Genomic DNA, 21,731 nt, shown 5'->3' with positions numbered 1-21,731 from the left:
GGGGGCCCCAATGGAGCCCAATATCAACCTACTTTTCGCTCCTTGGAGATTTACATATATTAAGTCAATCTCGGAGGGAAAAGAAAAAACATGTGTATTCTGTGACGCACCCAGAAAAAGTGATGAAGAGGCCCTTATTCTTTATCGGGGCAAAAAGAGCTATGTAATAATGAACCTATATCCGTATAACACTGGTCACGTAATGGTTGTTCCATACCGTCATGTCTCTAGTGTCCATGAACTAAGTGATGACGAAGCCTTGGAAATGTTTAAGCTAATCAAGCTCTCTATTAAGGCCTTAAAAGAGGTACTAAATCCTCACGGTTTCAACATCGGAATAAACATAGGTAGGGTTGCGGGAGCTGGAATAGACAAACATGTCCATATACACATCGTTCCCCGGTGGAATGGTGATGTAAATTTCATGCCCGTAATCGGCGGCGTAAAAGTTATTTCACAAGACGTTAGAGAAACCTACAAGATGCTCAAACCAGTATTCATAAAACTGGCTCAAGATGTTATTTAACATCAATATTAAGTGACGATGCAATGCGTCTTAGAAAGTTTTCAATGTCGTTTAGATTCCTAATAATCTCGTCCCTCGCGTCACTTAGGCCTCGTGTACCAAGCCTCAATACACGAACTCGAAGGGCCTTCGCATATTCAGTTAGAAGCTCGGCTCTATTCGTATAAGCCATTGCTTGTGAGATACCACTTCTTGCTAGCATGCTAAGAATATCACGCAGCCTAGCCAAATCATCCTCAAGCCTTCCACTAATTATAGCTGACTCTATCATTGTTAAATCGCTGTATGTCTCAGAGAGCAGCTCTAGAGCTTTTTTGACAATATTTTCAAGACTCCTCTCCATGTTTTGTCTTGATCCTGAAAACCATGCGTTTACGCTCATAGTCTGGAACCCTCTCTATAACTCCATCTCTTACCAGTATAGATAATAACTCCCTGACCTCTATTTTCCGTATATCAGGGTATAGCGACTTCATAGAAGCGTAGATCTCGCTAAAGGTGGCACCTTTCTCTCCGCTCTTGCTTAGGACTCTAACCAGTAATTCCTCTAGATTTTTCTTCTCCTGCATGCTTCTACCCTCCTCTTTAGCTCTCACTAGGCTTTTTACACGATAAGCTCTAAGTAATATCCTTACTACTCAAGATAGCAGTGACATTAGCTAGAAAAACTGCCTAATTCATGATACTTTATAAGGTATCTTTTATCACTAAATCCATAGCGATTGTTCCTATATTTATTTTTGAAAAGTTGTCTATCGGGAGAAATACTTATTGAGTTCTTCATCATTGTAGCTTGCCTTGGGAAGTACCATGTCAAATAATAGCGGATTTAGCCTTGAGCTTGTAGAAAAATATGAACTTTTAGGCGAGAAAAGATTTCGCTTCCGGATAAAGGGAACTAGTCTATACATAAATGTCTCAGCAGAGAACGAGGACGAGGCACTCAAGAAGGCTATGCAGATGGTTAAGGAGCTTGAGCTAGATAAACTTGTTACCGAAATATTTAAGAAGTAGTACTATATTTTTGAATTATTATATTATTTTAGCTGTCTGTTTTCTCTTCAGAATTTCTTCAAATTCTTTTATAGTCTCTCGTGCAGCTTTCTTAAACTCCGCTTCATCAAGATGTTCTATAAATACTCTAAAGAATTTTGCTAAACAATTTTTACTATGAAATGCTAACTCGATACCTGCCCTTTTAATAACTATTCCTTGTCCCTCTGGAAAATAACGACCACACACTATACATTGATAGCGCTTTCTCGCAGGCATTTTTGTCTCCACTCACGTGGCTTTGGCCCTAAGTTATATTAACCTATTGCGTAAAGGGGTGTAAGGGTGCTAGGGTTACCCTAGGGGTACCCAAGACTTACAGAAGCAAGTATTTGGAATTTGGGTTGCCAAGGATTAATGTTTCCCACTATGGTAGGCAGTCAAGAAGCTAGGAAAGGTGAAGCCTGCATGGTTGCGACAAGGGGGAGCGCTGTGAACATACTACACCCGAAGGTAGTTGAGCTCATAGAGAAGCGTGGCTGGCAATCACTAACCGAAATCCAAGAAAAGGCGATGCTACCCATACTTAGAGGAGATAATGTAGTAATTGTTGCTCCAACTGGTTACGGTAAAACAGAAGCTGCACTACTACCCATATTATCCAAAATGGTTGAAGAGAAACCGGAGCCAGTATCGGTTCTCTATATTACTCCTCTCCGGGCTCTGATAAATGATTTGTATGAGAGAATAAGTTGGTGGGCTAACCAACTTGGTTTCGTCGTGGCAAGAAAGCATGGTGACGTATCCCATTCGGAAAGAGCCAGAAGACTAAGAAAGATACCTCATATACTGATAACTACGCCCGAAAGCCTCGAAATAGATCTTGACTGGGCATCCCGCTTCAGAGTCCACTATAAGAATTTGAAATGGGTTATTGTTGACGAGGTACACGAGATAGTATCCTCCAAGCGCGGCGTTCAACTAGCTGTACTACTTGAGAGATTTAGAAAGCTCGCCGGCGACTTTCAACTAGTCTTGATATCAGCAACAATAGGAAAGCCCGAGATAATAGCTGAAACATTTAGAGGGAGCTCAAGGAGACCAGTTAGCATAGTAACGGTTGATAAGCGAAAAGAAATAGAAATATTAGTTGACTATGTTGATGCGCCAAGCACTAAGTTTTGGAAACATGCAGCGGAGAAGCTCCTCATGCACATGGAGCCCCTTACGCTCGTGTTTGTGAACTCTAAGCATGTTGCTGAAAAGCTTCACGAAGAAATAGAAAAGAAGGGAATAAGTGACGTTGTAATACACCACGCGTCTATATACGGCGAGGAAAGACAGAGAATAGAGAAGCTCGCCAAAGAAGGAAAAGTCAAGATGATAATAGCTACAAAGACGCTTGAGCTTGGGATAGACATTGGCTCGGTGAAGAAGGTAATCTTGTTCAGGCCTGCTGGCTCTGTCGCATCACTTATCCAGAGGCTCGGTAGAAGCGGCCACGAGGTTGATGGTGTTGTGAAAGGTGTAATTATTGCAACCGACAAGGTTGAATTGCTTGAGGCGCTTGCGGAGGCTCGCCTCGCTGTAAGAGGCGAAGTCGAGCCACCTAAGATTCTTTCTAAGCCGCTTGATATGGTAGCGCGGGCCGTCATTGGCATGGCTCTCTCTGGTATGTATAGTATCGACGAGGCTTACGAGATTATCAAAAATGTAAAGTACTTTGAGGGGCTAAGTCGTGAAGAATTCGATATACTTGTAAGATATCTAATCGAGAATAAGATGATAAAGATAAACGGTGATAACAAATTATCGCCAGGTTCTCAGTTCTATAGGATATGGCGCTTCGATGCCGGTGAACTGAGTAAGTACAGTTGGTGGGTCCATAACTTCTCAGAGTTCTTTACAACTATAGGTGAGAAGAAGGCATATATGGTAAAAACCATCGATGGTAAGACTATAGGCGAGCTTGATGCAGAATATGTTATGAGGCTTCTGCGTGTCGGGCAAGTGCTTAGGCTCGGCGGCAAGAACTGGCAAGTAGTAGACATAGATGAGCATAATAACAAGGTAACGATAACCGAAGCACCTACAATGACAGCAACTGTTCCGTTCTGGAAAGGACAGGGGCCTATAGTTTCAAGCCTGGTTGTTAAAGAATTAGAAAATGTACTTAGGGAACTTCACAATGGTGGCATAAGGCTCACAGAGAAAATAAAGTTAACTGATGCCGCCAAGAAGGCAATTAAGGAGCTAGAAGATGAGGTCAAGAAGTATAAGTATCCGCATCCAAGCTCGGATACTATAGTAGTTGAACAAATGTCGGACGAAGTAGCATACATGATCTTAGCGCAAGAAAATGTTGTAAGGACCCTTGCATACCTGGTAATGCTGGAAATGTATCGAGATCATTCCGAAGCATATACGAAGGTAACCCATTATGGATTCGCAATTCCATCAAGAATTCTAAGCTTTGATCCTCTTAGATTCCTGGCATCGCTTGAAAAGCAAGAGTTCTTTGAAAGAGTACGGGAGGCAGCAGAACGTTCTCACTTCTTCATTGAAACAGTACACAATATTCAGCTAGTGTTCGGTATCACGAGAAAACTCACCCCCAACGATCTAATAGTCTATAAGGAAGCGATAAGGCAAACCATTGATAATTACTTTGCACCGGAAGACGCATGGAGCATTGTAGAGAAACTAAAGCTAGGCAAAATAAAGGTCAAAATGAATGTGAGCCGTGCAAGCATATATGCCCGTACCTTGGCTAAAGAAGCGCCGGAGAAGCCATGGATAGGTAATGTTGAGGATCTTATAGCTGAAATACTCCGTGGTATGGCATTCACCATAGATGAAATATCAGAGGCGCTTGGTCTACCAGAGAACGTTGTTGAATCAGCTCTACGTTCAATGAAGGCACCTAGCGCAAAGCACCGAGTCTTTAGCTTCATAGATGTTGATACGGGTGAGGAGCGCTGGGCGCTTGTAGAGGACGCCGAAAAAATAGCTAGGTCTGAGGAGTTCTCATCATCGTTCAATCCGCCAAATAAGGACGCCTTATACTTGATGCTTATAAAGAATGAATCGGGAAGTTTAGTGCACATAGTAGCAAATATAAGAGATGTTATAGAGAGGCCTAGTACGATTACTCAGCGCATACCTTTCGACGAGATATATGAGATGAAAGTAACTCCGCTAGCAAGCTACTACGAAGGAAAACCGATAAAGTACCAGCTTGTGCCCAAGCATATAGCGCCACTTCTGCTACTTAACGCAGCAGCTATAACGCAGAAAATAGAAGCAACAAATCTATTAGTATAGCCTCGCTATGACGGCAATATAATAGGGATCGGCGGCGCGGTGAAGACCGCCGCGACCCTGATAAAAAGAATGATGAGGGTCCGTGTTTCAGAGCGCCTCTACTTTTTATCTCCAAAACATGTGGTACGTGATGAGCACTCGCCCGTCACTAGACCCTTGACAGCATTCTTACTAGCCCAAGGCAGGGATGAAGACGTTATCCCCGGCTGAGGTAATGGAGTTTGAGCAAAATCTTCACGTTTATTACGGTAACGATGACGGTAAAACAAGAAAAGTCTATGGCAAGCCTACTTGCGAGTATAAGAGAGAGTGGCCGGTCGATCGAGATAGTTGACCATGACGAGCTAACAAGGAGACTAGTGCTACGTGCACCTATAGTGGAGCTCGGCTTCCTGTTAATGATTATACGCCAGTACGCTACGGCAGCCGTGCTAGAAGTAAAAGCTTCCTTGCGGCGAAAAATTACTGAGAAGAATCTGCGCTCGATAAAAGCACGTCTTGCAAGGGCAGGCAGGGTTGTATTGTTTTATTGGGTATGTGGCGAAGGCTCGATCCTTGGCGAGATTCGAGGAAGACACGTTTTATTAAAGTATTGTAGGAGGGGTGAGAATGTAGACCCTGCTAGTGCTCCCTTTAGCCTATGTAGCTTTGACGCATTATCTGAAAATATTGAAAAAATAGTAGATAAGGCATCTAAATGTTTTCAAGAATTCAATAGAGTTATAGGCTCAGCGAATGGAAACGGTTAATTATCCTTATACTAAGTGTAAGCAGATGCGGTAGTAAGAAAAGAGGTGGAGGACATGGCAGCTGCCGAGAATGTTGTTGTAGTAGGGAAAAAACGCGTAATGGACTATGTTCTTGCAGCAATTCTACTCTTCAATGAGGGATACGACGAAGTTGTAATTAGAGGTCAAGGTTCAAACATAAGCAAAGCTGTTGACGTCTATAATGCATTGGCTCAGAGACTCCAGGATGGTGTAGAAATAGTGAAAATAAATATTGACAGTATTGAAAGAGGTAGAAAGCTTATACCAGTAATAGAGATACATGTCCGAAGAAAGATTATCTAAAGCCTATATTAGCTCCACCTCTTTGCGTATATACAAGTTTATGGTCTAGGATATCACGTAGTTTCCTCGAGAAGCCCTAATATAGGTTTATAAACTATTTAACAAAAATCCTTAGTACGTAGACTTTAACATCTTTGATAACAGGTAGCGAATATCAGTTGAAACAGTGTAGTCTCCTTGCAGTAAGGTATCCGCCCCTTAAAGTGGAAGTGAACTAGGATGATTACAATGGAAGCATCTACCAGCATCACTATCTTAGAAAGAATTATAGTAGCATTGTTAGGCGGCATGCTCATTGGTATTGAGCGAGAAAAAGCACGTATAGCGGCATTGGCGAAGCGTAAAAAACGCTCACATCTAGGTGTAGAAGAGATCGTTGTAAAAGAGTTCCCGGGTCTTCGCACGTTTAGCCTTCTTTCAGTTTATGGCGCTCTTATAGGGTATTTAACTGTAGAGTCGATTATAACTGATATAGAGTCTTCTCTCTTAATTTTCGCATTTGTAGCAGTAGTTTCCGTCTTCGCAGCATATAGGTTGCTTGTAGCGCGTATAGCTGGAATAACGACTGTAGTCGTTATGATGCTTGACTTTTTGCTGGGCTTGCTTGCAGGTATGGGGTATGAGTTAGTGGCTGCTAGCATGGCTGTACTGACTGCATTTGTATTAGCTATAAAGCTCCCTGCTGAAAGATTTGTTGGCAAGATAAGCTACGAAGAACTATTATGGGCGTTAGAGCTAGGCGTCATATTGATGGTTATTGGCCCATTCTTTCTCGGCTCAAGCTATCAGTTCTATGGCATAAGTCTACGCAATATCTATTTATTCTTTGTACTTGTTCTACTCACTTCCTACATAGGCTATATAGCTGCCAAAATTAAGGGAAGCGAAGGGTTCGCTTACGCTGCGCTGTTCGGCGGCATAGCCAACAGTGAGGCAACGTTTTCTGCGCTTCTCTCCCTCGCTTCAAGCGAGCTTCGCAAAGCTATCGCTTTCGACATAACAGTACTCACAAATACTGCGATGATTCTACGAAACGGAGTAATAGCTCTCATAGTCGTGTACTTAGCTGCCGGAGGGCGTATCGATCCAGGCGCGCTTCTCGCGCTTTTTATCTCATTTTCCTTGTCGTCACTTCCTGTACTCTTTTCATGGCAGCGCCTTTTGAGGCTAAGAACAAGGCCTATAGCACGCATAGAGAACCCACTCCGCTTTAGCACTGCATTAAAGATGACGCTGTTCTATCTGGTAATGGTATTCACTTCCTACTTTTTGAGAAGCAGCGGGTCTGCAAGCTTAGCTCTTGTAGTTGCTGTAGGTGGTTTTGTCTCGAGCAGCGCAACTATACTAGCATTAACTGCTCTACAAGGGCTAGGTACTAAGACGATAGTATTCTTGGCAATAATAGCCACGGCAACAAGTATTATAAACAAGCTTCTCTATGGCTACCTCGTTGCTTCTGAGAAAGCGGTAATCAAGAACATCTTAGTTGCATGCTTATTGCAAGCGATACTACTTGTCCCGGGGCTCATCGTAATCATCATGTAGAATCTTTAAATAATTAAAAACGATAGCTAATTAAGCACAGCTGAAGTGCTGATAAACAGCAGCATATCCGATGTCAACAAGTATTACAAATCGCCTAACTCCACCAGAGCATAGGCCTGCTACCACTAATGGGTTTGCGTCGGTTACATCAACAATTTTAGGAGAAGCACCTTTTGCAACCCTAGAGATTCTTGAGACAACTTTCTTCGCGGTAAAACTTGACGAGGGTGTAAACCTTGTTCTAATAACTGTTACGTAATTTTCGAAACTAAGTTCTTCGAGTAGAACTTGAAGGGGCCTCCAGCCCTCAATAGGTTCTGAAGGTGCTATTATCTTAAGTATTGTTTCTCGTTCTTTGTCTTGCTTCCTGGATACCTTGGTAGCGAGTGCTGCTATAACGTTCTCAGCGGCAGTTGAGGCAATGACTGTGTCAGGAAAGAACTCTCCTCCGATAAATCTGGATAATTCTAATAGATTCGTATTAATATCTTTTAAGAATTCTTGTACAAGTTTCTCTCTATGTTCCTCTGACTTATCTCTAAGCGTCTTTCTGAATAAGTCTATTATAGTTGACAAAACGTTCACCCTTGCGGAGAACTCTTCTATCCTAGACAGGCTAGAATGGGCTTGTTCTTTTTCTTCCCTATCTCGACAAGCGCGTAGCACTTGTCCCGGGGGGTTCCAAGACAAATTACCGTTTTTTCGTTGTATTGGAGCAAGCCGGGCCCTGACTCGCACGATATAATGATTAAGGGATTGTGTATTTGAGTGAATAAACTAAGTTCCTGGAGTCCCTTCCTACCTCCAAGGATAGTTTTGTCGCATATTTTCCTTGGAGGATAGTAGCTAAGCATTATTAATCCCTTATTGCGTGGAAGCTGTTCTATGATTCTCGTTACAGCTCTAATATTCGCCAGTGGTTCTCTTCCACCTATACCTACTACGTAAAAGTCGCTACCAATATAGAGTACTGTGCTCTCAACGAAAATGGTGTTTTCTCTAAGCACATCAGCTATATAGTGGTCGTCATAGCGGCTTGTAATGGAGTATACTTTTACGCCCAGCGACTTTAGTTCATTGATTCTATTGATAGAAATTCCGCCTATAATGAATACCGCGTCAACTTCTTTACCAATATTATAGGTCTTTAGTATGTTCATTATTCCGTTAACTGTTATACTTGGGCCACATGAGGCTATGAAGAGCAACGTGCCCCTCCGCGCTACAATGTATCCTCATTCCGTTATGGTCTGGCCGCCCATCGTTCTTCACAGGGGCCCATGGTTTAAAATACTTATACAGGCCAGGCTAGATAAAGAATATGCATGAGTGCAGCCTGGCCGATGAACCTAAGCGGGTATTGCGAGCCCCTATGGCTATGAGCGGCACGCCGGCCAGGAGGCCTTTCTTACTGGCATTTAATTGTTGAAGTTTCTCTACCGGTTCTTCTATTTATTCGCAATTGTAGAAGGTATGCTAAGTCACTTAGCCTATTTAGTAGTTTTGCTATCACGTCTATCTTGTTGTCCCTAATGTTTGCATCGTTTATGCACCGCCAGAAAGCTCTCTCTGCACGCCTGATACTTGTCCTCGCTAAGGAGGTTGCGGCAGCGGCTGGGTGTCCTCCATTCAATACAAAGGAGAAGCCAGCCTCCGATGAAAGCTTTTTAATATATTTCTCAATTTGCTCGATAATGTTGTTGTTAAGGCACTGTTTTCCAGCGAGGTAGAAGCCTATGCGAAACAATGCCACCTGCGCTAATTCAAGAATCTTTACTTCCTCCTTCAGCTGTGGCACAAGGTTTTCGAGCAGGCTTTGCGCAAAGCCCAGTGAAGCCTCTGCTTCATCAAGTGCTCCAACAAACTCTATGCAACTATGTGTCTTTGGCACTCTTTTGCGAGTAATAATACAGTAAGTATAACCGTCGTCCCCGGTTCCCAGTACCGGCTTAAACTTACTACTCATTATGTAGTCTTCCTCTCTAGTCCGCGTTTTGCAATATTATCTCGGGTAGCTCTGAAAAATAGTGTTAGCGCCTTTTCCACATGAAGGTGATATATAAGATGCACCCCGCTAGAAGCTCATTATGCGGGTAAACAAATAGCTAAAGGAAGGAGGGCGACTCGGTAGCTGTGACTACAGACAAACCCGGCTATATTATTAGAAAGGCTCGCAAGGAGGACATACCGACAGTCATGTATATAAACAAGGTTTCTTTGCCCGAGAATTATCCAGAGTGGTTCTTCGAAGAACATCTAGAGAGATGGGGAGAAGCATTCTTTGTGGCAGAGGTTGACGGCAAAGTCGTCGGCTATGTAATGTCCAGAGTAGAATATGGTGCGCCCTTTGTCGTAGAGGGAACCTTTGTTAAAAAAGGCCACATAGTATCTATAGCGGTTTTAGAGCAATACCGGCGTAGGGGAATAGGTAGGAGCTTGATGGAGTACGCCTTAAAGGCGTTGAAGGAGGTTTATGATTGCAGAGAAGTATATCTTGAGGTCAGAGTGTCTAATGAACCAGCTATACGCCTCTATGAGCGCCTTGGTTTCCGCAAGGTACGTATAATACCCATGTACTATCTTGACGGCGAGGACGCGTACCTAATGGCTCGCGAGCTTTAGCCTTAGTTCTCAAAATGTGATTGCTATGAAGTATTGCTAATAGTCTAGTTTCGTTAATTTAAATAATTTTAGAATATTGTCGTGGCTAAAAAGTTACAAATAGTGGCAATAGTGTTGAGCAACACGGTGTCATTGAGATCCTTGTTGGCTTATTTGAGTCCTAGTCTCTTTAAGGCATAGTATACGGTTGATTCTGGTCTGTTTAGCCTTCTCGCGATCTCGTATATGCTTGCACCTTGCATGTATAGCTGCTTTATTTGTTCAAGTTCTTCTTCGCTTAGTCGTCGATGTTTGCTGTAGTGGCCTCTCCTTCTCTTTATTCTGCCTAATGCTTCTAGCCGGTCAAGTGCCTTATATACTGTGCTCATGCTATTACCGCATCTTTTTGCAATTTCCTTAACTGGTGCGCCGTCTTTATACATCTTTTCGACTATTTCAAGGCATTCATCAACTGAGGGCATACCCTGCCTCCCCCAACGCCTTCTTTCTAGGAGGGGCTTTTCAACATTCGGCTCCCTTGCATATCCGGGGTTGTGATATATTGCATATTATAATTGTTTCGAGGCTTATGAAGCATTGCGTCTGCCAATAAGGGTTTTGACGGTGACACTTTGCGGGAAAATTTTAAAATAAGCGTATCACATAAAATCAGAAGGCGATCTTTCCATTTTTCGCCGTCGATTAGTACTACGTACGCGTGTTACGGGTGTGAAGAATGGGAGAGGAAAGAGTGCTCGCCTATCTTCTCATTGTGGCAGAAGTCGGAAAAGAATATGAGATTATTGAAAAGATAAAGGAGATAGCAAAGGATATCGGAGTCGAGGTTGAGCCGAGTGTGGTCTATGGCGAATACGATATAGTTGTAAGAATAATTTCTGACAGCTTGAGAAAAATAGACAAAGCAGTCACAATGATAAGATCCCTTCCAGGCATACTTAGGACAATAACTCTTATTGCTGCATAAGAGCGAAATGCCTTATATAATCTATTTTTAGTCAAACTCTATTACGAGTAGATCGCCCTCACTTCGTACATTTACATCATAAGAGGATGCAACTCCTCTTAAAAATTCAATGAATATTTTCTCTAGATCCGATGATGCAATAAGGATAACCCTATTATCCTCACGGATAGCAATCTTAATGTTCTCTATAAAGAGATCAATTGCTTCCTCTAATGGGATATTGATACTTCTTAGAAAGAGGCCTATCCGTTTCCCCTCCTCAAAAGCATTGTCCCCGTCACTTTTACAATTTTTAAGCAGGGATAGAGGCAGCAATAATAGGCCAGCACTTCGAAGCCTAGATACGAGTATAGCCTTTCTAATAGCTAGAGGCGCGAACACGCCTTTATTTTCGGCCTCTATTGTGTTAGAAATCAAGCTCCGCATATAAGAGGAGAGCGTCATTCCATGTTTATTCGCTACTTTTTTTAGTTCATCAACAAGAGGTGCGTCAAGCATTATGGGTTTTCGCTTCAAGCTCCTTATGCCTCCTCAGATTCCTTCCTCTTTTTCTCGAACTCTATAACTACTATTGACTCAAGTGAGTCAATGCTTCGTACGTTATAACCCCATGTAGTAATTACAGTTGTCGCAATATCTTTCGCGTATTCTATTAGTTTTTCCAGCCCCGTGCCAGGGTTATTGAAAGATATTATTAGCTTCATGTTCCTATCATCCTCAATACTATCAACCATAGCTGAAGGCACAAATAAGGAAACAATATCCTTGGGCTCAACTTCAATACCGTGGGCTTTAAGGTAGAGTGTTGCTGTCTTGGCAAATGATTTAGCTTTTTCTACAAAATCTTTGAAATATTCTTCATCATTATTACCGTTTAGTAGCGAGATAAATGCTTCTGAAGATACCATTACTGCTCCAAGCCTTTTAAGGTCATGCATTACGACCGTGTCCTTAAAGACAGCGGTTATGTTTTCTCTACCCTTAAGTATCCTAGCCGCGTGTGCGAGTATGAGAGCCGTGAGCTCAGAAATAGTTAGCCCGCTCTTTTTAGCTATGGACATAAGTTCCTCAAGTATAGGCTCCGGGACAACGATTAGCTTCTTAGGCCCTTTCATTAAGGCCTCCTCGCATATAAGTAATGGTTTCCTTGGCTGTCTCCTAGTCCAGTTTTCGCACTAGCATAAGACATACTTTAGCTTATCTCGGTAAGAGCCTTGGGCCCTAAACGTAGGACTCTTTCTACTAGGCTTTCAGCCGAGCTACATGCATCCAGGCCTACAGTGCCCCTAGTACCGGCTAGAACGGTGCCCCCCTTAATCACTACGTAGTCCTTATACATTGGCACAATTTTGCACCCCTTACACATAATAGGGCCCGCTTCCGCCTCAAAATCTATGTTATATGAGGCAATAGCGTAGCTACCAGGCTTAGCTAGCTTTAACTGAGTATTAAGGCTGCTTGGGGGCAGGACTTTCTCTACTCCTATGGCGCTACTAGCACTTGTTGTCTCATTCGTTACGAGCAACAAGTATGAACTATCTGCCTTGTACGCTATCCCTGGGAGAATCGACAAATGGATATATGCCTCTAAGCCACCGATTAAGGCAACTCCCAGGCCCCCAAACGGACATGTTTTTATATCACCAGAGCCAAAACAAGAATCAGCGGTGTCAATGGGAACAGTATAATCTTTTGTATCAAGCACTATTTCCAGCACAAGTATTGCTTTCTCATCTACTAGATCAGCGTATTTAAAGATAGTGCCTGGATCTATGGTGACTAAGCGGCTAAGAATATATGGTGCATTCGGTGAAATAGGTGTCCGAGGTACAAGGACCTCGTGGTATACTGCGGGAGCAGCACCACTGCACTGAACAAACCCGCTAAGCTCTATAGGAACGGGTATACCTGTGAGCCTCAACTCAGTTAAAGGTACTAGAAACAAGTGTAGACCAACATTAAACGAAGGTATGCTATATGGACCATATTTTCCATAGATAAATTTGTCTCCAAAGATGGTTAGCTCGTACTTCTCGCCGCTAATACTATAAGATGCTGGCAGTACGGCAAAGCTTATTGTTAGAGGCTTCGAATACTTGGAAACGAGTAGAGGAATCAGTATTGCATCAATAGTTCTTACTGAGACAATTTTACGCAAAGATGGAAACAGTTCTGTCTTCCAGACGAGAAAGCCGCTTCGGTCTCGCTCCTCTTCCCATGCATGAAAAGTAAAGAACATTTTTGTAATATTCGACTCAATAAATGTGTAATAGTATCTGTTCAACGCCATAAAATGGCCATAGTATGGATAATTCACTATAGCTCTATAATCCCTCAAATATAGCCATCCAGGCCTTGCAATGCTTAGTTCGGCATCCTCGTACTCGAGCTGGATAACATCCACAAGCTTATTAAAGAAATCTCCTCTACGTTCTACATAGTAGCAGCCTATTCCAGGCTTACAATACTTTGGATAAATAAAGACATCATCTCGGCCCTTATAAGCAGTTATATTGAGTAAGCCGGGGGCATAGTGAAAAATATATGCAGGCCTAGTACCTAGAGGTGTTGCACTAGTCTCACTCATATTGATGACAAGACATGGAAGAGCCCCATATAGTGTAAGCACGTAATCTGCTTCCTCATTATTAGAGATTATACCTCTTACCCATACAGGTTGAAGGCCCAAAAACTCTGGGCTCGAATAGGTCTCTTCTAAGCAATAATTCCCGCCAAGAAGCGCTGACCCATTAACGAGAAAGCCGCTCAGACAAGGTTTCGTAGGATCATAGTCAAAGCTATAGAGTTGGAAAAATTCATCACTAACAAGTACTATCACTACGTTCTTCGAACAAGGTATTCTAATAGTTGCCGAATCATTAATAAGCGTATTTTCCGTGTAGAGAGAGCCGTTAATATCGTATACTAGAACGTGTGCGCCATATCCGCTAAACCCACTAGCGAGAAGCTTTACGGGAAGGACATCGCCTATACAATTCGCCGCTAGGGGCTCCAAGACGATTTTGCGTGGCTTTGCCTTGTAAGCTATTCTAGTGATTTCTCTCCCTACAAGCATGGCTTTATTCATTTCCGAATATAGTATAGCTATAAAGCCTAGAAGCAAGAGCCCAAGAATAAGTCCTCCGATGGCCCCCTCAATACCTCGCATACTGCCCTAGAAAAAGAGGAAATATAAAATAACTCCAAGGCGGTGTACTGAATCTATTCTGTATGCAAGTGTATACACTTGTTACCGTATACCCCAAAAACCCTCTCCAATACACAGCACAGTACACGGCCAAAGAGTATAAGGTAAGACTAGGTGAGTCCCATATGCAGTCGAGACTCTTGAACATGCTCATAATAGCTGTCTTCCTCCTACCAATACTAGCACCGATAACACCTCTCCTTCCAATACAAGAAGCAAAGGCAGAGACGAGCGGAGTAACGATATCTGTCAACTCCACGACAGCTAGCCCAGGGTCAGTCATACAGGCAAACGTAACACTGGACACAGCTGACTGTACTCAGACCAACATCACAGTAAACATATCAGTCAACGGTGTAAGCAACACAGTAGTCCTTAACAGAAGCGCCTATGAGACGGTCTACGGCGCATGTGTCAATGTAACATACATAGCATACCTATCATTCGTCACCATAGGTGGTAAGGTCCGCGTACTCGTAAACACTACAAATGTGGACAGCGTTGCTCCCTCGCCCAAGTCAAAGCTATTAGACGGCGAGCTAACCGAGAACGGTCAGAAAGTAGTAATAACCTACGGCGGTGTCTCGGAAGAAATAATCTTCTATAAGACTGCAAACCTAGTAGTCCAGGGCCGCTGGTTCGGCAGTGCTTACTGGATACCAAGACTATGCCCTGGCGGCGCAGCATGCAGTGCAGCACTCCAGCATTACAACGTGTATGAATGGGTAATAGTTTATCCAGGCGCTGTCAGCGGTCACCAATACAAGGTTGAGATGAACATAACGGATGCATTCGGCAATGTGGTGGCAAATGGAACGTTCATATTTAATGCAACTGGCAAGAACCTAATAATCGATAATGATAACGTGACAGCGTTTCTAGAATTCCTAGGCAACGCATCCAACAAGACCACACCATGGTACATTATTGGCAATGACTTTACAGCAGTCCAGCAGCCAGGCTCCTCTCTCACGGTGAGCGCCAAAATAGTTGAAGATGTAACGTCGAGTACTTCACTGAATGTGGCTGCAGAAGCACCCATACGCTTCTTCGTAAGCATAGCACAGTGGGATATACCATCAGCACTATCATTAACAGACGAGAGCTTCAAGATAACCGTAGAGGATGCTGATGCGAACCTCAACTCCCTTGCAAAGGAAAACTACACGTATCAAGTGAAAATACTCAGCAAGGACGATGAAAGCATAGCTGTCATGAATGTAACGCTAGTAGAAACAGGGCCAAACACCGGAGTCTTCGAGAGTGACGACATAAGCATACTACCCTTGTACGGTAAGGCTTTCAATGAGACAATCAACACGATAACACTCAACACCACCGAGTTACGAATAGACAGCTGCAGCGGCCCCTGCAACTGTACAACACAGAGAACAATAGAGCTACAGTACCATGAAGGAAGCATAACGGTTGAACCAGACTCGCTGACACTACGCGTCCCGCAGAAATGCTGCCCAGTACAAACACTCACCATTAAGATAAAGGATGCAGACCTGCTATTCGACGTAGATGACGGCACAGTAATTGCTGCAACAAGAATAAGCACCGGGACAAACATGAGCGAAATAATAGCCAACTACACTGTAGCAGGAGGCCAGAAGGTACCCGCCCTAGGCCTATCAGTATACATGGTTGGAGCAAACAATAAAGGAAAAGAAATGGTAGTCAACCTCACATCGGTCAAAGACTTTATACTAGAATTCTACAAGGAAGGTGACACAGTCAAAGCAGTACTGCCACTAGACTACCTCAACTGGACAGGCGCAGTAGCAACCCTGAGAGGAAGCGGCTACGAGCCAGAAAAGATAATGATAATATACCGCGACATATTCACACCAGACCTAGAGCCAAAGGACCACGTATTCAACGTAACACTATCACCAGTAGACATGAAGCTAGACCGTGACACCCTACCAGTAGCTGGCAGAGTATATTCGCCAACAACAAACGTCAACAACTATGATTATGGTTACGTAAACGGTACCGCGCAGGTAATACACGTAGCAGTATACGACAATGCCTCCAACACGAACTGCTGCGAAATAGATACAATAAAGAGCAGCAACATTACACTAAAACTAGTAAAGTTGGTCGGAACAGACACAATGATACTTACAAGCAATACAAGTATACTAAAAGTACAACTCAAGTTATCAGACAACACAACAGTAGGTACATGCTACATAAAGGCAACAGACCTTACAGAAACCGGACCAGATACTGGCGTATTTACCGGAAAGATACTAATATACTCAAAGGTAGGTGACGAGACAATAGCCGGATGCCCATCACCATGGCTAGACGGAGCAAAACTCGTTATAACCTACAACAGCCCATCATCGAAGTCAGTGAGCAAGGAAGTAACATTTAAGCTAGAGCAAGCAACAGTTGAGATAACACCAAGCGGATCAGCGACATTTGGAACTAAGGTTAAGATAAGAGTATATGATCCCGACGCAAACCTTGATAACCGCATAAACGATACAACCTATATAGTAGTAGGACAGTGCTGTCCAACAACAGGCGCACTAATCACACCGCCAGAGCCGCATGTAATACCGTTGCACGAGGTAGCGCCAAACAGCAGCATCTTCGAAGGCGAATTCGTGCTCGACGAAGGCTACGCTAATGTGTGCGGCACACTCTGCATAAGATACGTCGATCCTACACCGAAGGACACAACAATACAACAACAAGCAATGACCCTGCTCAAGCAAGAATATGCGAATAACAATAAGAACCCACTAGACTGGCTACTCTACTTCGGAAGCAAGTACATACCAAGCGGCTCTGACGAAACACAGCTACAAGTAGGAGATAAGCCACTAATAGTAAACAACATCTTCGTAAAACCTGAGAAGGGTAGCATAGAACTATACTACACAATGCCGCAGCTAGACTGGAATGGTTATGTCGATGTAACCAATAAGGTTGTGCCAGCTTCTGGAAATACAACGATCCTAATAGTAATACGTGACGCAGACAGAAACAAGAATAGCACTAACCCAGATACTATAAGCGGCAACCACTTGCTCATCAAGGTTGGCGATATCGTGAAGCCATTACCATCTAGCTTCGTGCTAGATGAAGCAAAACTAAATATAACTCAAGTACCACTAGACAATTCAACAAATATAACAGTCATGACCAGCTATAAGCTGGCAAACTCAACTGGCGTGTTCGTTGGAAACATAACGCTTGCTCAGATAGCACAGATACTTGACGTCAACTTATCTTACTTGAAGGGTAAGACGATAGAGATCATATACCAGGATCCAGCAGTGTCATGTACAATAAGTGGCTGCTCAGCACTAGCTGGCGCATCACAAGTAGTAGCGACAGTCAAAGTATACTATGAGGAGCCCAAAGTCAAAATAGTTGATGCACTGACAGACGAAGAAAAGACAAGCTATAACTGCTTCTGTCCAAGAACAGGACAAGCAGGCGATGTAATAAGAATAGTAGTCTATGACATGGACCTCTTAGACTGGATCAACGTAACAAGCGAGAACTACGAGCCGATGCCATTCGACAAGTACTTTGACCTATCCGTAAGGATAGGCAACAATGTGTCAAAGTTCTATAGTATCGGCAACCTAACATTCATAGAATATGAGAACGAGACGGTTGAAGGCGTACCAATACCAGTCGTAAAGTATGCTACACCAGCAGTGCAGCTATTCTGCGGATCACTAGGACTACCTAAAGACAACTACATCGTCGCTCCAAGCGGTTCAATAATCAATGTGACCTATAAAGGAATTGCTAATGCTGTTGCCAAGGTCGGAATTGTTGCTATAAATGCGACACAGACAGCAAGCATCAATGCAACAAAGGTGGCACTAACAGTACTAACACCTACTGGCGAGATAGAGGTAACCAACGTGGTAAAGCAGGGTAGCATAGTAAACGTCAAGGTACCGGTAACATACGACCCAGTAGCAGCATCAGTATACGCTGGAGGCAAGCTCACAGTAGTAATGTATGTAGTAGACGAGAATGGCTACTACTGGTGGTTCGACTACGCGACAATAACGGCAACTACTGGCGGCAAAGCAGAGGTAACACTATCAATACCAGCAGGCATAACATCAACACTGTCACCCGGAACCTACACATTGAAGTTCTACGTGGTTGACAACCTAGAATCAATGAAACCGCTATCATCATTGCCAGCAGCCGAGACAACAATAACAATAGTTTCCCAGTAAAACAAGTAAAAGTCTAAGTAGCTTCAACCCTATACATGTTTTTTACTAAATGCCTTATGTTATGTTACACATATGTTGGTATAGATATGTTTTATATATGAGCTTTAACGTTTAAATATGTCTCCCATAGGTACAACATGAGTGGCGCTAATCGGAGGGTGTATGTGTATGAGAAAAATAGGAAGCATAACAGCTCTAATAAGTGTCATGATGCTAGCGGTACTCGTGCTAGGCATTGCTGCTTCGGCTGAAAGCAACATAGCCGAAGCCGAAGGCGTTAAATTCTACTCCACAAAAGCAAGCTATCTTCCCGACGAAAATGTCACACTCGTAGCAGAATTTAGCAAACCATACAACGGCACATTATCGCTAGTAGTGAAGTTCCCAGGCACAACACCGCCGCTTGGAATGAACAAGGACTTTCAGCTAAACAATGCACAAAGCTGGATATACAGCTTTAAGCCCCCACGACTAGGAATCTATACAGCGACAATAATGCTTAGCAACGGTGTATCATTAACGATACAATTTAAGGTAGCAACAACATACTCAATAACAGGCAAGGTCGTTGATAAAGAGACCGGTAACCCTGTCCCCGGCGCAACAGTCATCGTGAAGGAAACTAATGCCAAGGCAGAAACAGAGACCAATGGTTACTTCCTTGTCTCGGTTCCAACAACTGGCACATACACGTTACTAATAAAGAAGGAAGGCTATCTACCAGTGACTGTAACAGTAAATGTTGCAAAAATAGGCGAGAACGATGCAGGCACGATAATCATAGAGAGCTATGAATACGCGATAAAGACTCTGAGAAACAATGTCAAAGAACTCAGTAAAGCTATACAGAGTCTCAATGCATCGCTAGCAGAGCTAAACGATACACTAGTAGCAATGATCAATGAAAAGATAAGTGATATCAATGCTATAATTAATGAGAAGATTGGTAACGTTAATGAAAAGATAAGTAATGTATCTGAAAGAGTGACGTCTCTTGAAGATGCCGTAGCAAGTATATCAGATACTCTTAAGAAGCTTAGCGACAGTATTGTAGGTCTACAAGACGATATCAAGTCACTTCAGAACCAGCTAAACAATGTACAACAGCAACTGCAAGGTAAGGCTGATAAAGCATCAGTAGAGCAACTGGCATCGACCATTAACAGTTTGAACACAAAGATAGCCAGCATTGACGAGGCGCTAACAAAGATACAATCAACTGTTACCCAGCTGCAAACAGTAGTAGATGATCTGAAGAAGACAACCGAAGATCTAAGATCAAGCGTAAGCAGTCTACAAACAAGCGTGTCTGATCTTAGATCTTCGATAAGCAATGTACAAAAGCAGCTAAATGACGTAGCCGGAAAGGCTGATGCAGCAGCCAAGAGCGCTGACCAGGCTACAAGTAAGGCAAACGATGCAGCCTCTAAGGCAATGATAGCAATAGTGATAGGTATAATCGGTCTCATAATAGCAATCGTAGCCGTAATACTCGTGTATCGCAAAATAGCAGTCTAATAACATAATTTTCCATAAGAATTGTTTTTTTAACATAACCCCATACCGGTTCTCTGGCTACATATTTACCTTAACGCGCTCCTACGAGCTTTTAGTGCTCCTTGCTATCTTGTTATACAATGCTTTTATTATTCTACTTTAAAATCTCATGCTTTTATTCCCCTAAAGAGAACCATTTACACGGTGTAGGTTGTCGTGGCTTCTCAGCGCCCCCCTATTGGCGAAGGAGTTGAGTATCTTTTCCGTCCACGTGGTGTTGCAGTCATCGGTGCTTCTCGCAAGCCCGGTAAGGTAGGCTACATGGTTTTGTATAATCTTAAAAACAGCTATCGTGGCCCAATTTACCCTGTGAATCCTAATGCTGATGAGATTCTTGGATTCAAGGCGTATCCAAGCGTCCTAGATGTGCCAGATCCTGTTGAACTAGCAGTTATTGTGGTACCTGCCCAGCGCGTGCCTAGTGTTATGGAGCAAGTTGGGCGCCGAGGAATAAAGACAGCAATAATAATAAGCGCTGGCTTCCGAGAGGTTGGCGAGGAAGGAGCCAAGCTTGAAAGACAAGTCATTAGTATCGCTAGGAAGTATGGTGTCCGGGTCCTCGGGCCTAACTGCCTAGGAGTCTACTCCCCGTCAACCGGGATAAATACTATGTTTCTTGACCCAGAGAAGCAGAGCCTTCCAGGTAATGGCCCCATAGCCTTTATTAGCCAAAGCGGCGCACTAGGTGCAGCGCTGCTCGATGTTGCCGCACTACGAGGTCTCGGGCTCAGCAAGTTCGTGAGCATAGGCAACCGCGCGGACATCGATGAAGCCGACCTTCTAGCTTATCTAAAGAACGATCCACATACAAAAGTCATAGCCCTCTACGTCGAGGGTGTGGAGGATGGCCCTACTTTCAGAAGAGCACTTGAAGACACTACACCAGTAAAGCCAGTAGTAGTGCTTAAGGCCGGAAAGACAAGTGCTGGCGCGCGGGCAGCTGCAAGCCATACCGGTAGCCTTGCTGGCAGCTACCAAATATACAACGCAGTATTCAAACAGACTGGCGCCATAGAAGTCCTACACACCGAGGAACTGTTCGACATAGCACAAGCACTAGCACTTCAGCCACCTATGAGGGGTAATAGAGTAGCGATAATAACTGTTGGAGGCGGAAGCGGTGTAATGGCTACTGACTGGCTATCCGAGCTAGGCCTCGAGGTGCCAATGTTCAGCCAGAGCACGCAGGAGAAGCTGAGACGAATACTCCTGCCAATAGCTAGCCCAAGGAACCCTGTAGACATAACTGGTTCCGGCACGGAGGACCACATGGCGGAATCAACGCGCATAGCACTTGAAAGCGGTGAGGTAGACGGCATATTCCTAATACCATACTTCAACATAGCGACTATGACTGAGAGACTTGCAGACCTCATGCAGCCCATAGCCCAAAAAGCACGCGAACTCGGGATACCAATAGTGGCATCCGTGACCGGCGGCCAGAAGTCGTGGAGAATAGCTAAGCTCTTTGAGGCAAAAACTGGTATCCCCGTCTACCCAGGCGAGCACCGTGCAGCAAAAGCAATGTGGGCACTAAGATTCTATGGAAAATGGCTACAGCGCCTAGGAAGACTCTAAGGACAAGCCCAGAGAGAATGAGTAAGAGGAAGAGGCAAACATTTGCGGGTCTGTCTCGCCCTCGCTCCACATATCTTTGCGTCGGTAAGGGGTTAGGACTCTTCATTCCCGC

At 43.6% G+C, this 21,731-nt stretch carries 21 protein-coding genes; 11 read left to right on the top strand and 10 right to left on the bottom strand.

The genetic code is table 11. The annotated features are described in order from the left end of the window. The first annotated feature begins 10 nt into the window (after nt 1-10). Complete coding sequence (locus SBG41_RS01600; protein ID WP_317895799.1) at nt 11-526, top strand: HIT family protein; 516 nt, start codon at nt 11-13, stop codon at nt 524-526. Here SBG41_RS01600 and SBG41_RS01595 read toward each other — a convergent pair. Continuing rightward, nucleotides 519-908, bottom strand: a complete 390-nt coding sequence (locus SBG41_RS01595; protein WP_317895798.1) for a hypothetical protein — start codon at nt 906-908, stop codon at nt 519-521. The genes SBG41_RS01600 and SBG41_RS01595 overlap by 8 nt on opposite strands. Beyond that, a complete protein-coding gene (locus SBG41_RS01590) occupies nt 853-1,095 on the bottom strand; it encodes a hypothetical protein (RefSeq protein ID WP_317895797.1) in 243 nt (80 codons plus the stop codon). Before SBG41_RS01590 ends, SBG41_RS01595 begins: the two co-directional genes overlap by 56 nt. Before the next feature lie 241 nt (nt 1,096-1,336). Between SBG41_RS01590 and SBG41_RS01585 the strand changes: the two genes are divergently transcribed. Beyond that, nucleotides 1,337-1,540: a hypothetical protein gene (locus SBG41_RS01585; protein WP_317895796.1), complete on the top strand. Its 204-nt coding sequence runs from the start codon at nt 1,337-1,339 to the stop codon at nt 1,538-1,540. 18 nt (nt 1,541-1,558) lie between these two features. On the opposite strand, the gene SBG41_RS01580 is transcribed toward SBG41_RS01585, so the two are convergent. Continuing rightward, nucleotides 1,559-1,798 (bottom strand): hypothetical protein, encoded by a 240-nt coding sequence (locus tag SBG41_RS01580; protein ID WP_317895795.1) that lies wholly within the window; start codon nt 1,796-1,798, stop codon nt 1,559-1,561. Between the two features lie 189 nt (nt 1,799-1,987). Here SBG41_RS01580 and SBG41_RS01575 point away from each other — a divergent pair, with 189 nt between their 5' ends. From SBG41_RS01575 to SBG41_RS01560, 4 genes are all read left to right on the top strand, one after another. Beyond that, the gene (locus SBG41_RS01575) at nt 1,988-4,843 is read left to right on the top strand and encodes a DEAD/DEAH box helicase (RefSeq protein ID WP_317895794.1); all 2,856 of its coding nucleotides are present in this window, start codon (nt 1,988-1,990) and stop codon (nt 4,841-4,843) included. Nucleotides 4,844-5,064: 221 nt separating this feature from the next. Further along, the gene (locus tag SBG41_RS01570) at nt 5,065-5,592 is read left to right on the top strand and encodes a hypothetical protein (RefSeq protein ID WP_317895793.1); all 528 of its coding nucleotides are present in this window, start codon (nt 5,065-5,067) and stop codon (nt 5,590-5,592) included. Between the two features lie 54 nt (nt 5,593-5,646). Beyond that, nucleotides 5,647-5,916: a DNA-binding protein gene (locus tag SBG41_RS01565; RefSeq protein ID WP_317895792.1), complete on the top strand. Its 270-nt coding sequence runs from the start codon at nt 5,647-5,649 to the stop codon at nt 5,914-5,916. A gap of 219 nt (nt 5,917-6,135) precedes the next feature. Further along, nucleotides 6,136-7,461: an MgtC/SapB family protein gene (locus SBG41_RS01560; protein ID WP_317895791.1), complete on the top strand. Its 1,326-nt coding sequence runs from the start codon at nt 6,136-6,138 to the stop codon at nt 7,459-7,461. A gap of 30 nt (nt 7,462-7,491) precedes the next feature. Here the strand turns inward: SBG41_RS01560 and SBG41_RS01555 are convergent, their stop codons facing one another. The 3 genes from SBG41_RS01555 to SBG41_RS01545 all read right to left on the bottom strand — a co-directional run bounded on the left by SBG41_RS01555 (nt 7,492) and on the right by SBG41_RS01545 (nt 9,427). After that, entirely contained in the window at nt 7,492-8,037 is a 546-nt protein-coding gene (locus SBG41_RS01555; protein WP_317895790.1) for a hypothetical protein, read from the bottom strand. A 26-nt stretch (nt 8,038-8,063) separates the two neighbouring features. Beyond that, nucleotides 8,064-8,669, bottom strand: coding sequence for a hypothetical protein (locus tag SBG41_RS01550; RefSeq protein WP_317895789.1), 606 nt, complete (start codon nt 8,667-8,669; stop codon nt 8,064-8,066). Between the two features lie 200 nt (nt 8,670-8,869). Then, the gene (locus SBG41_RS01545; protein WP_317895788.1) at nt 8,870-9,427 is read right to left on the bottom strand and encodes an ATP:cob(I)alamin adenosyltransferase; all 558 of its coding nucleotides are present in this window, start codon (nt 9,425-9,427) and stop codon (nt 8,870-8,872) included. 167 nt (nt 9,428-9,594) lie between these two features. On the opposite strand from SBG41_RS01545, the gene rimI reads away from it, so the two are divergent. Continuing rightward, nucleotides 9,595-10,083: a ribosomal protein S18-alanine N-acetyltransferase gene (rimI, locus tag SBG41_RS01540; RefSeq protein ID WP_317895787.1), complete on the top strand. Its 489-nt coding sequence runs from the start codon at nt 9,595-9,597 to the stop codon at nt 10,081-10,083. Nucleotides 10,084-10,232: 149 nt separating this feature from the next. Here the strand turns inward: rimI and SBG41_RS01535 are convergent, their stop codons facing one another. Further along, on the bottom strand, nt 10,233-10,544 hold the full coding sequence (locus SBG41_RS01535; RefSeq protein WP_317895786.1) for a helix-turn-helix domain-containing protein: 312 nt from the start codon (nt 10,542-10,544) through the stop codon (nt 10,233-10,235). 254 nt (nt 10,545-10,798) lie between these two features. Between SBG41_RS01535 and SBG41_RS01530 the strand changes: the two genes are divergently transcribed. After that, nucleotides 10,799-11,047 carry an Lrp/AsnC family transcriptional regulator gene (locus SBG41_RS01530; RefSeq protein WP_317895785.1) on the top strand — a complete coding sequence of 83 codons (249 nt, stop codon included), beginning with the start codon at nt 10,799-10,801 and terminating at the stop codon, nt 11,045-11,047. Between the two features lie 27 nt (nt 11,048-11,074). Here SBG41_RS01530 and SBG41_RS01525 read toward each other — a convergent pair whose 3' ends face one another. The 3 genes from SBG41_RS01525 to SBG41_RS01515 all read right to left on the bottom strand — a co-directional run bounded on the left by SBG41_RS01525 (nt 11,075) and on the right by SBG41_RS01515 (nt 14,216). Beyond that, nucleotides 11,075-11,563, bottom strand: a complete 489-nt coding sequence (locus SBG41_RS01525) for a hypothetical protein (RefSeq protein WP_317895784.1) — start codon at nt 11,561-11,563, stop codon at nt 11,075-11,077. 5 nt (nt 11,564-11,568) lie between these two features. Beyond that, nucleotides 11,569-12,162: a hypothetical protein gene (locus tag SBG41_RS01520; protein ID WP_317895783.1), complete on the bottom strand. Its 594-nt coding sequence runs from the start codon at nt 12,160-12,162 to the stop codon at nt 11,569-11,571. A gap of 77 nt (nt 12,163-12,239) precedes the next feature. Continuing rightward, on the bottom strand, nt 12,240-14,216 hold the full coding sequence (locus SBG41_RS01515) for a hypothetical protein (RefSeq protein ID WP_317895782.1): 1,977 nt from the start codon (nt 14,214-14,216) through the stop codon (nt 12,240-12,242). Between the two features lie 164 nt (nt 14,217-14,380). Here SBG41_RS01515 and SBG41_RS01510 point away from each other — a divergent pair, with 164 nt between their 5' ends. The 3 genes from SBG41_RS01510 (at nt 14,381) to SBG41_RS01500 (ending at nt 21,619) form a co-directional block, all read left to right on the top strand. Further along, nucleotides 14,381-18,484, top strand: a complete 4,104-nt coding sequence (locus tag SBG41_RS01510) for a hypothetical protein (protein ID WP_317895781.1) — start codon at nt 14,381-14,383, stop codon at nt 18,482-18,484. 168 nt (nt 18,485-18,652) lie between these two features. Beyond that, nucleotides 18,653-20,002: a carboxypeptidase-like regulatory domain-containing protein gene (locus SBG41_RS01505; protein ID WP_317895780.1), complete on the top strand. Its 1,350-nt coding sequence runs from the start codon at nt 18,653-18,655 to the stop codon at nt 20,000-20,002. 195 nt (nt 20,003-20,197) lie between these two features. After that, entirely contained in the window at nt 20,198-21,619 is a 1,422-nt protein-coding gene (locus tag SBG41_RS01500; protein ID WP_317895779.1) for an acetate--CoA ligase family protein, read from the top strand. Nucleotides 21,620-21,731 lie beyond the last annotated feature (112 nt).

The organism is Pyrofollis japonicus, from assembly GCF_033097485.1.
Lineage (GTDB): Archaea > Thermoproteota > Thermoprotei_A > Sulfolobales > Pyrodictiaceae > Pyrofollis > Pyrofollis japonicus.
Note: the sequence above shows the minus strand (reverse complement) of the source record. Positions and strands in the feature narration are given on the sequence as shown.

Bases quoted from the DNA above. Each gene is read 5' to 3' on its own strand.
- SBG41_RS01600 (WP_317895799.1), top strand. From the start codon at position 11: ATGGAGCCCAATATCAACCTACTTTTCGCTCCTTGGAGATTTACATAT.
- SBG41_RS01595 (WP_317895798.1), bottom strand. From the start codon at position 908: ATGAGCGTAAACGCATGGTTTTCAGGATCAAGACAAAACATGGAGAGG.
- SBG41_RS01590 (WP_317895797.1), bottom strand. From the start codon at position 1,095: ATGCAGGAGAAGAAAAATCTAGAGGAATTACTGGTTAGAGTCCTAAGC.
- SBG41_RS01585 (WP_317895796.1), top strand. From the start codon at position 1,337: ATGTCAAATAATAGCGGATTTAGCCTTGAGCTTGTAGAAAAATATGAA.
- SBG41_RS01580 (WP_317895795.1), bottom strand. From the start codon at position 1,798: ATGCCTGCGAGAAAGCGCTATCAATGTATAGTGTGTGGTCGTTATTTT.
- SBG41_RS01575 (WP_317895794.1), top strand. From the start codon at position 1,988: ATGGTTGCGACAAGGGGGAGCGCTGTGAACATACTACACCCGAAGGTA.
- SBG41_RS01565 (WP_317895792.1), top strand. From the start codon at position 5,647: ATGGCAGCTGCCGAGAATGTTGTTGTAGTAGGGAAAAAACGCGTAATG.
- SBG41_RS01560 (WP_317895791.1), top strand. From the start codon at position 6,136: ATGATTACAATGGAAGCATCTACCAGCATCACTATCTTAGAAAGAATT.
- SBG41_RS01545 (WP_317895788.1), bottom strand. From the start codon at position 9,427: ATGAGTAGTAAGTTTAAGCCGGTACTGGGAACCGGGGACGACGGTTAT.
- SBG41_RS01535 (WP_317895786.1), bottom strand. From the start codon at position 10,544: ATGCCCTCAGTTGATGAATGCCTTGAAATAGTCGAAAAGATGTATAAA.
- SBG41_RS01530 (WP_317895785.1), top strand. From the start codon at position 10,799: ATGGGAGAGGAAAGAGTGCTCGCCTATCTTCTCATTGTGGCAGAAGTC.
- SBG41_RS01520 (WP_317895783.1), bottom strand. From the start codon at position 12,162: ATGAAAGGGCCTAAGAAGCTAATCGTTGTCCCGGAGCCTATACTTGAG.
- SBG41_RS01515 (WP_317895782.1), bottom strand. From the start codon at position 14,216: ATGCGAGGTATTGAGGGGGCCATCGGAGGACTTATTCTTGGGCTCTTG.
- SBG41_RS01510 (WP_317895781.1), top strand. From the start codon at position 14,381: ATGCAGTCGAGACTCTTGAACATGCTCATAATAGCTGTCTTCCTCCTA.
- SBG41_RS01505 (WP_317895780.1), top strand. From the start codon at position 18,653: ATGAGAAAAATAGGAAGCATAACAGCTCTAATAAGTGTCATGATGCTA.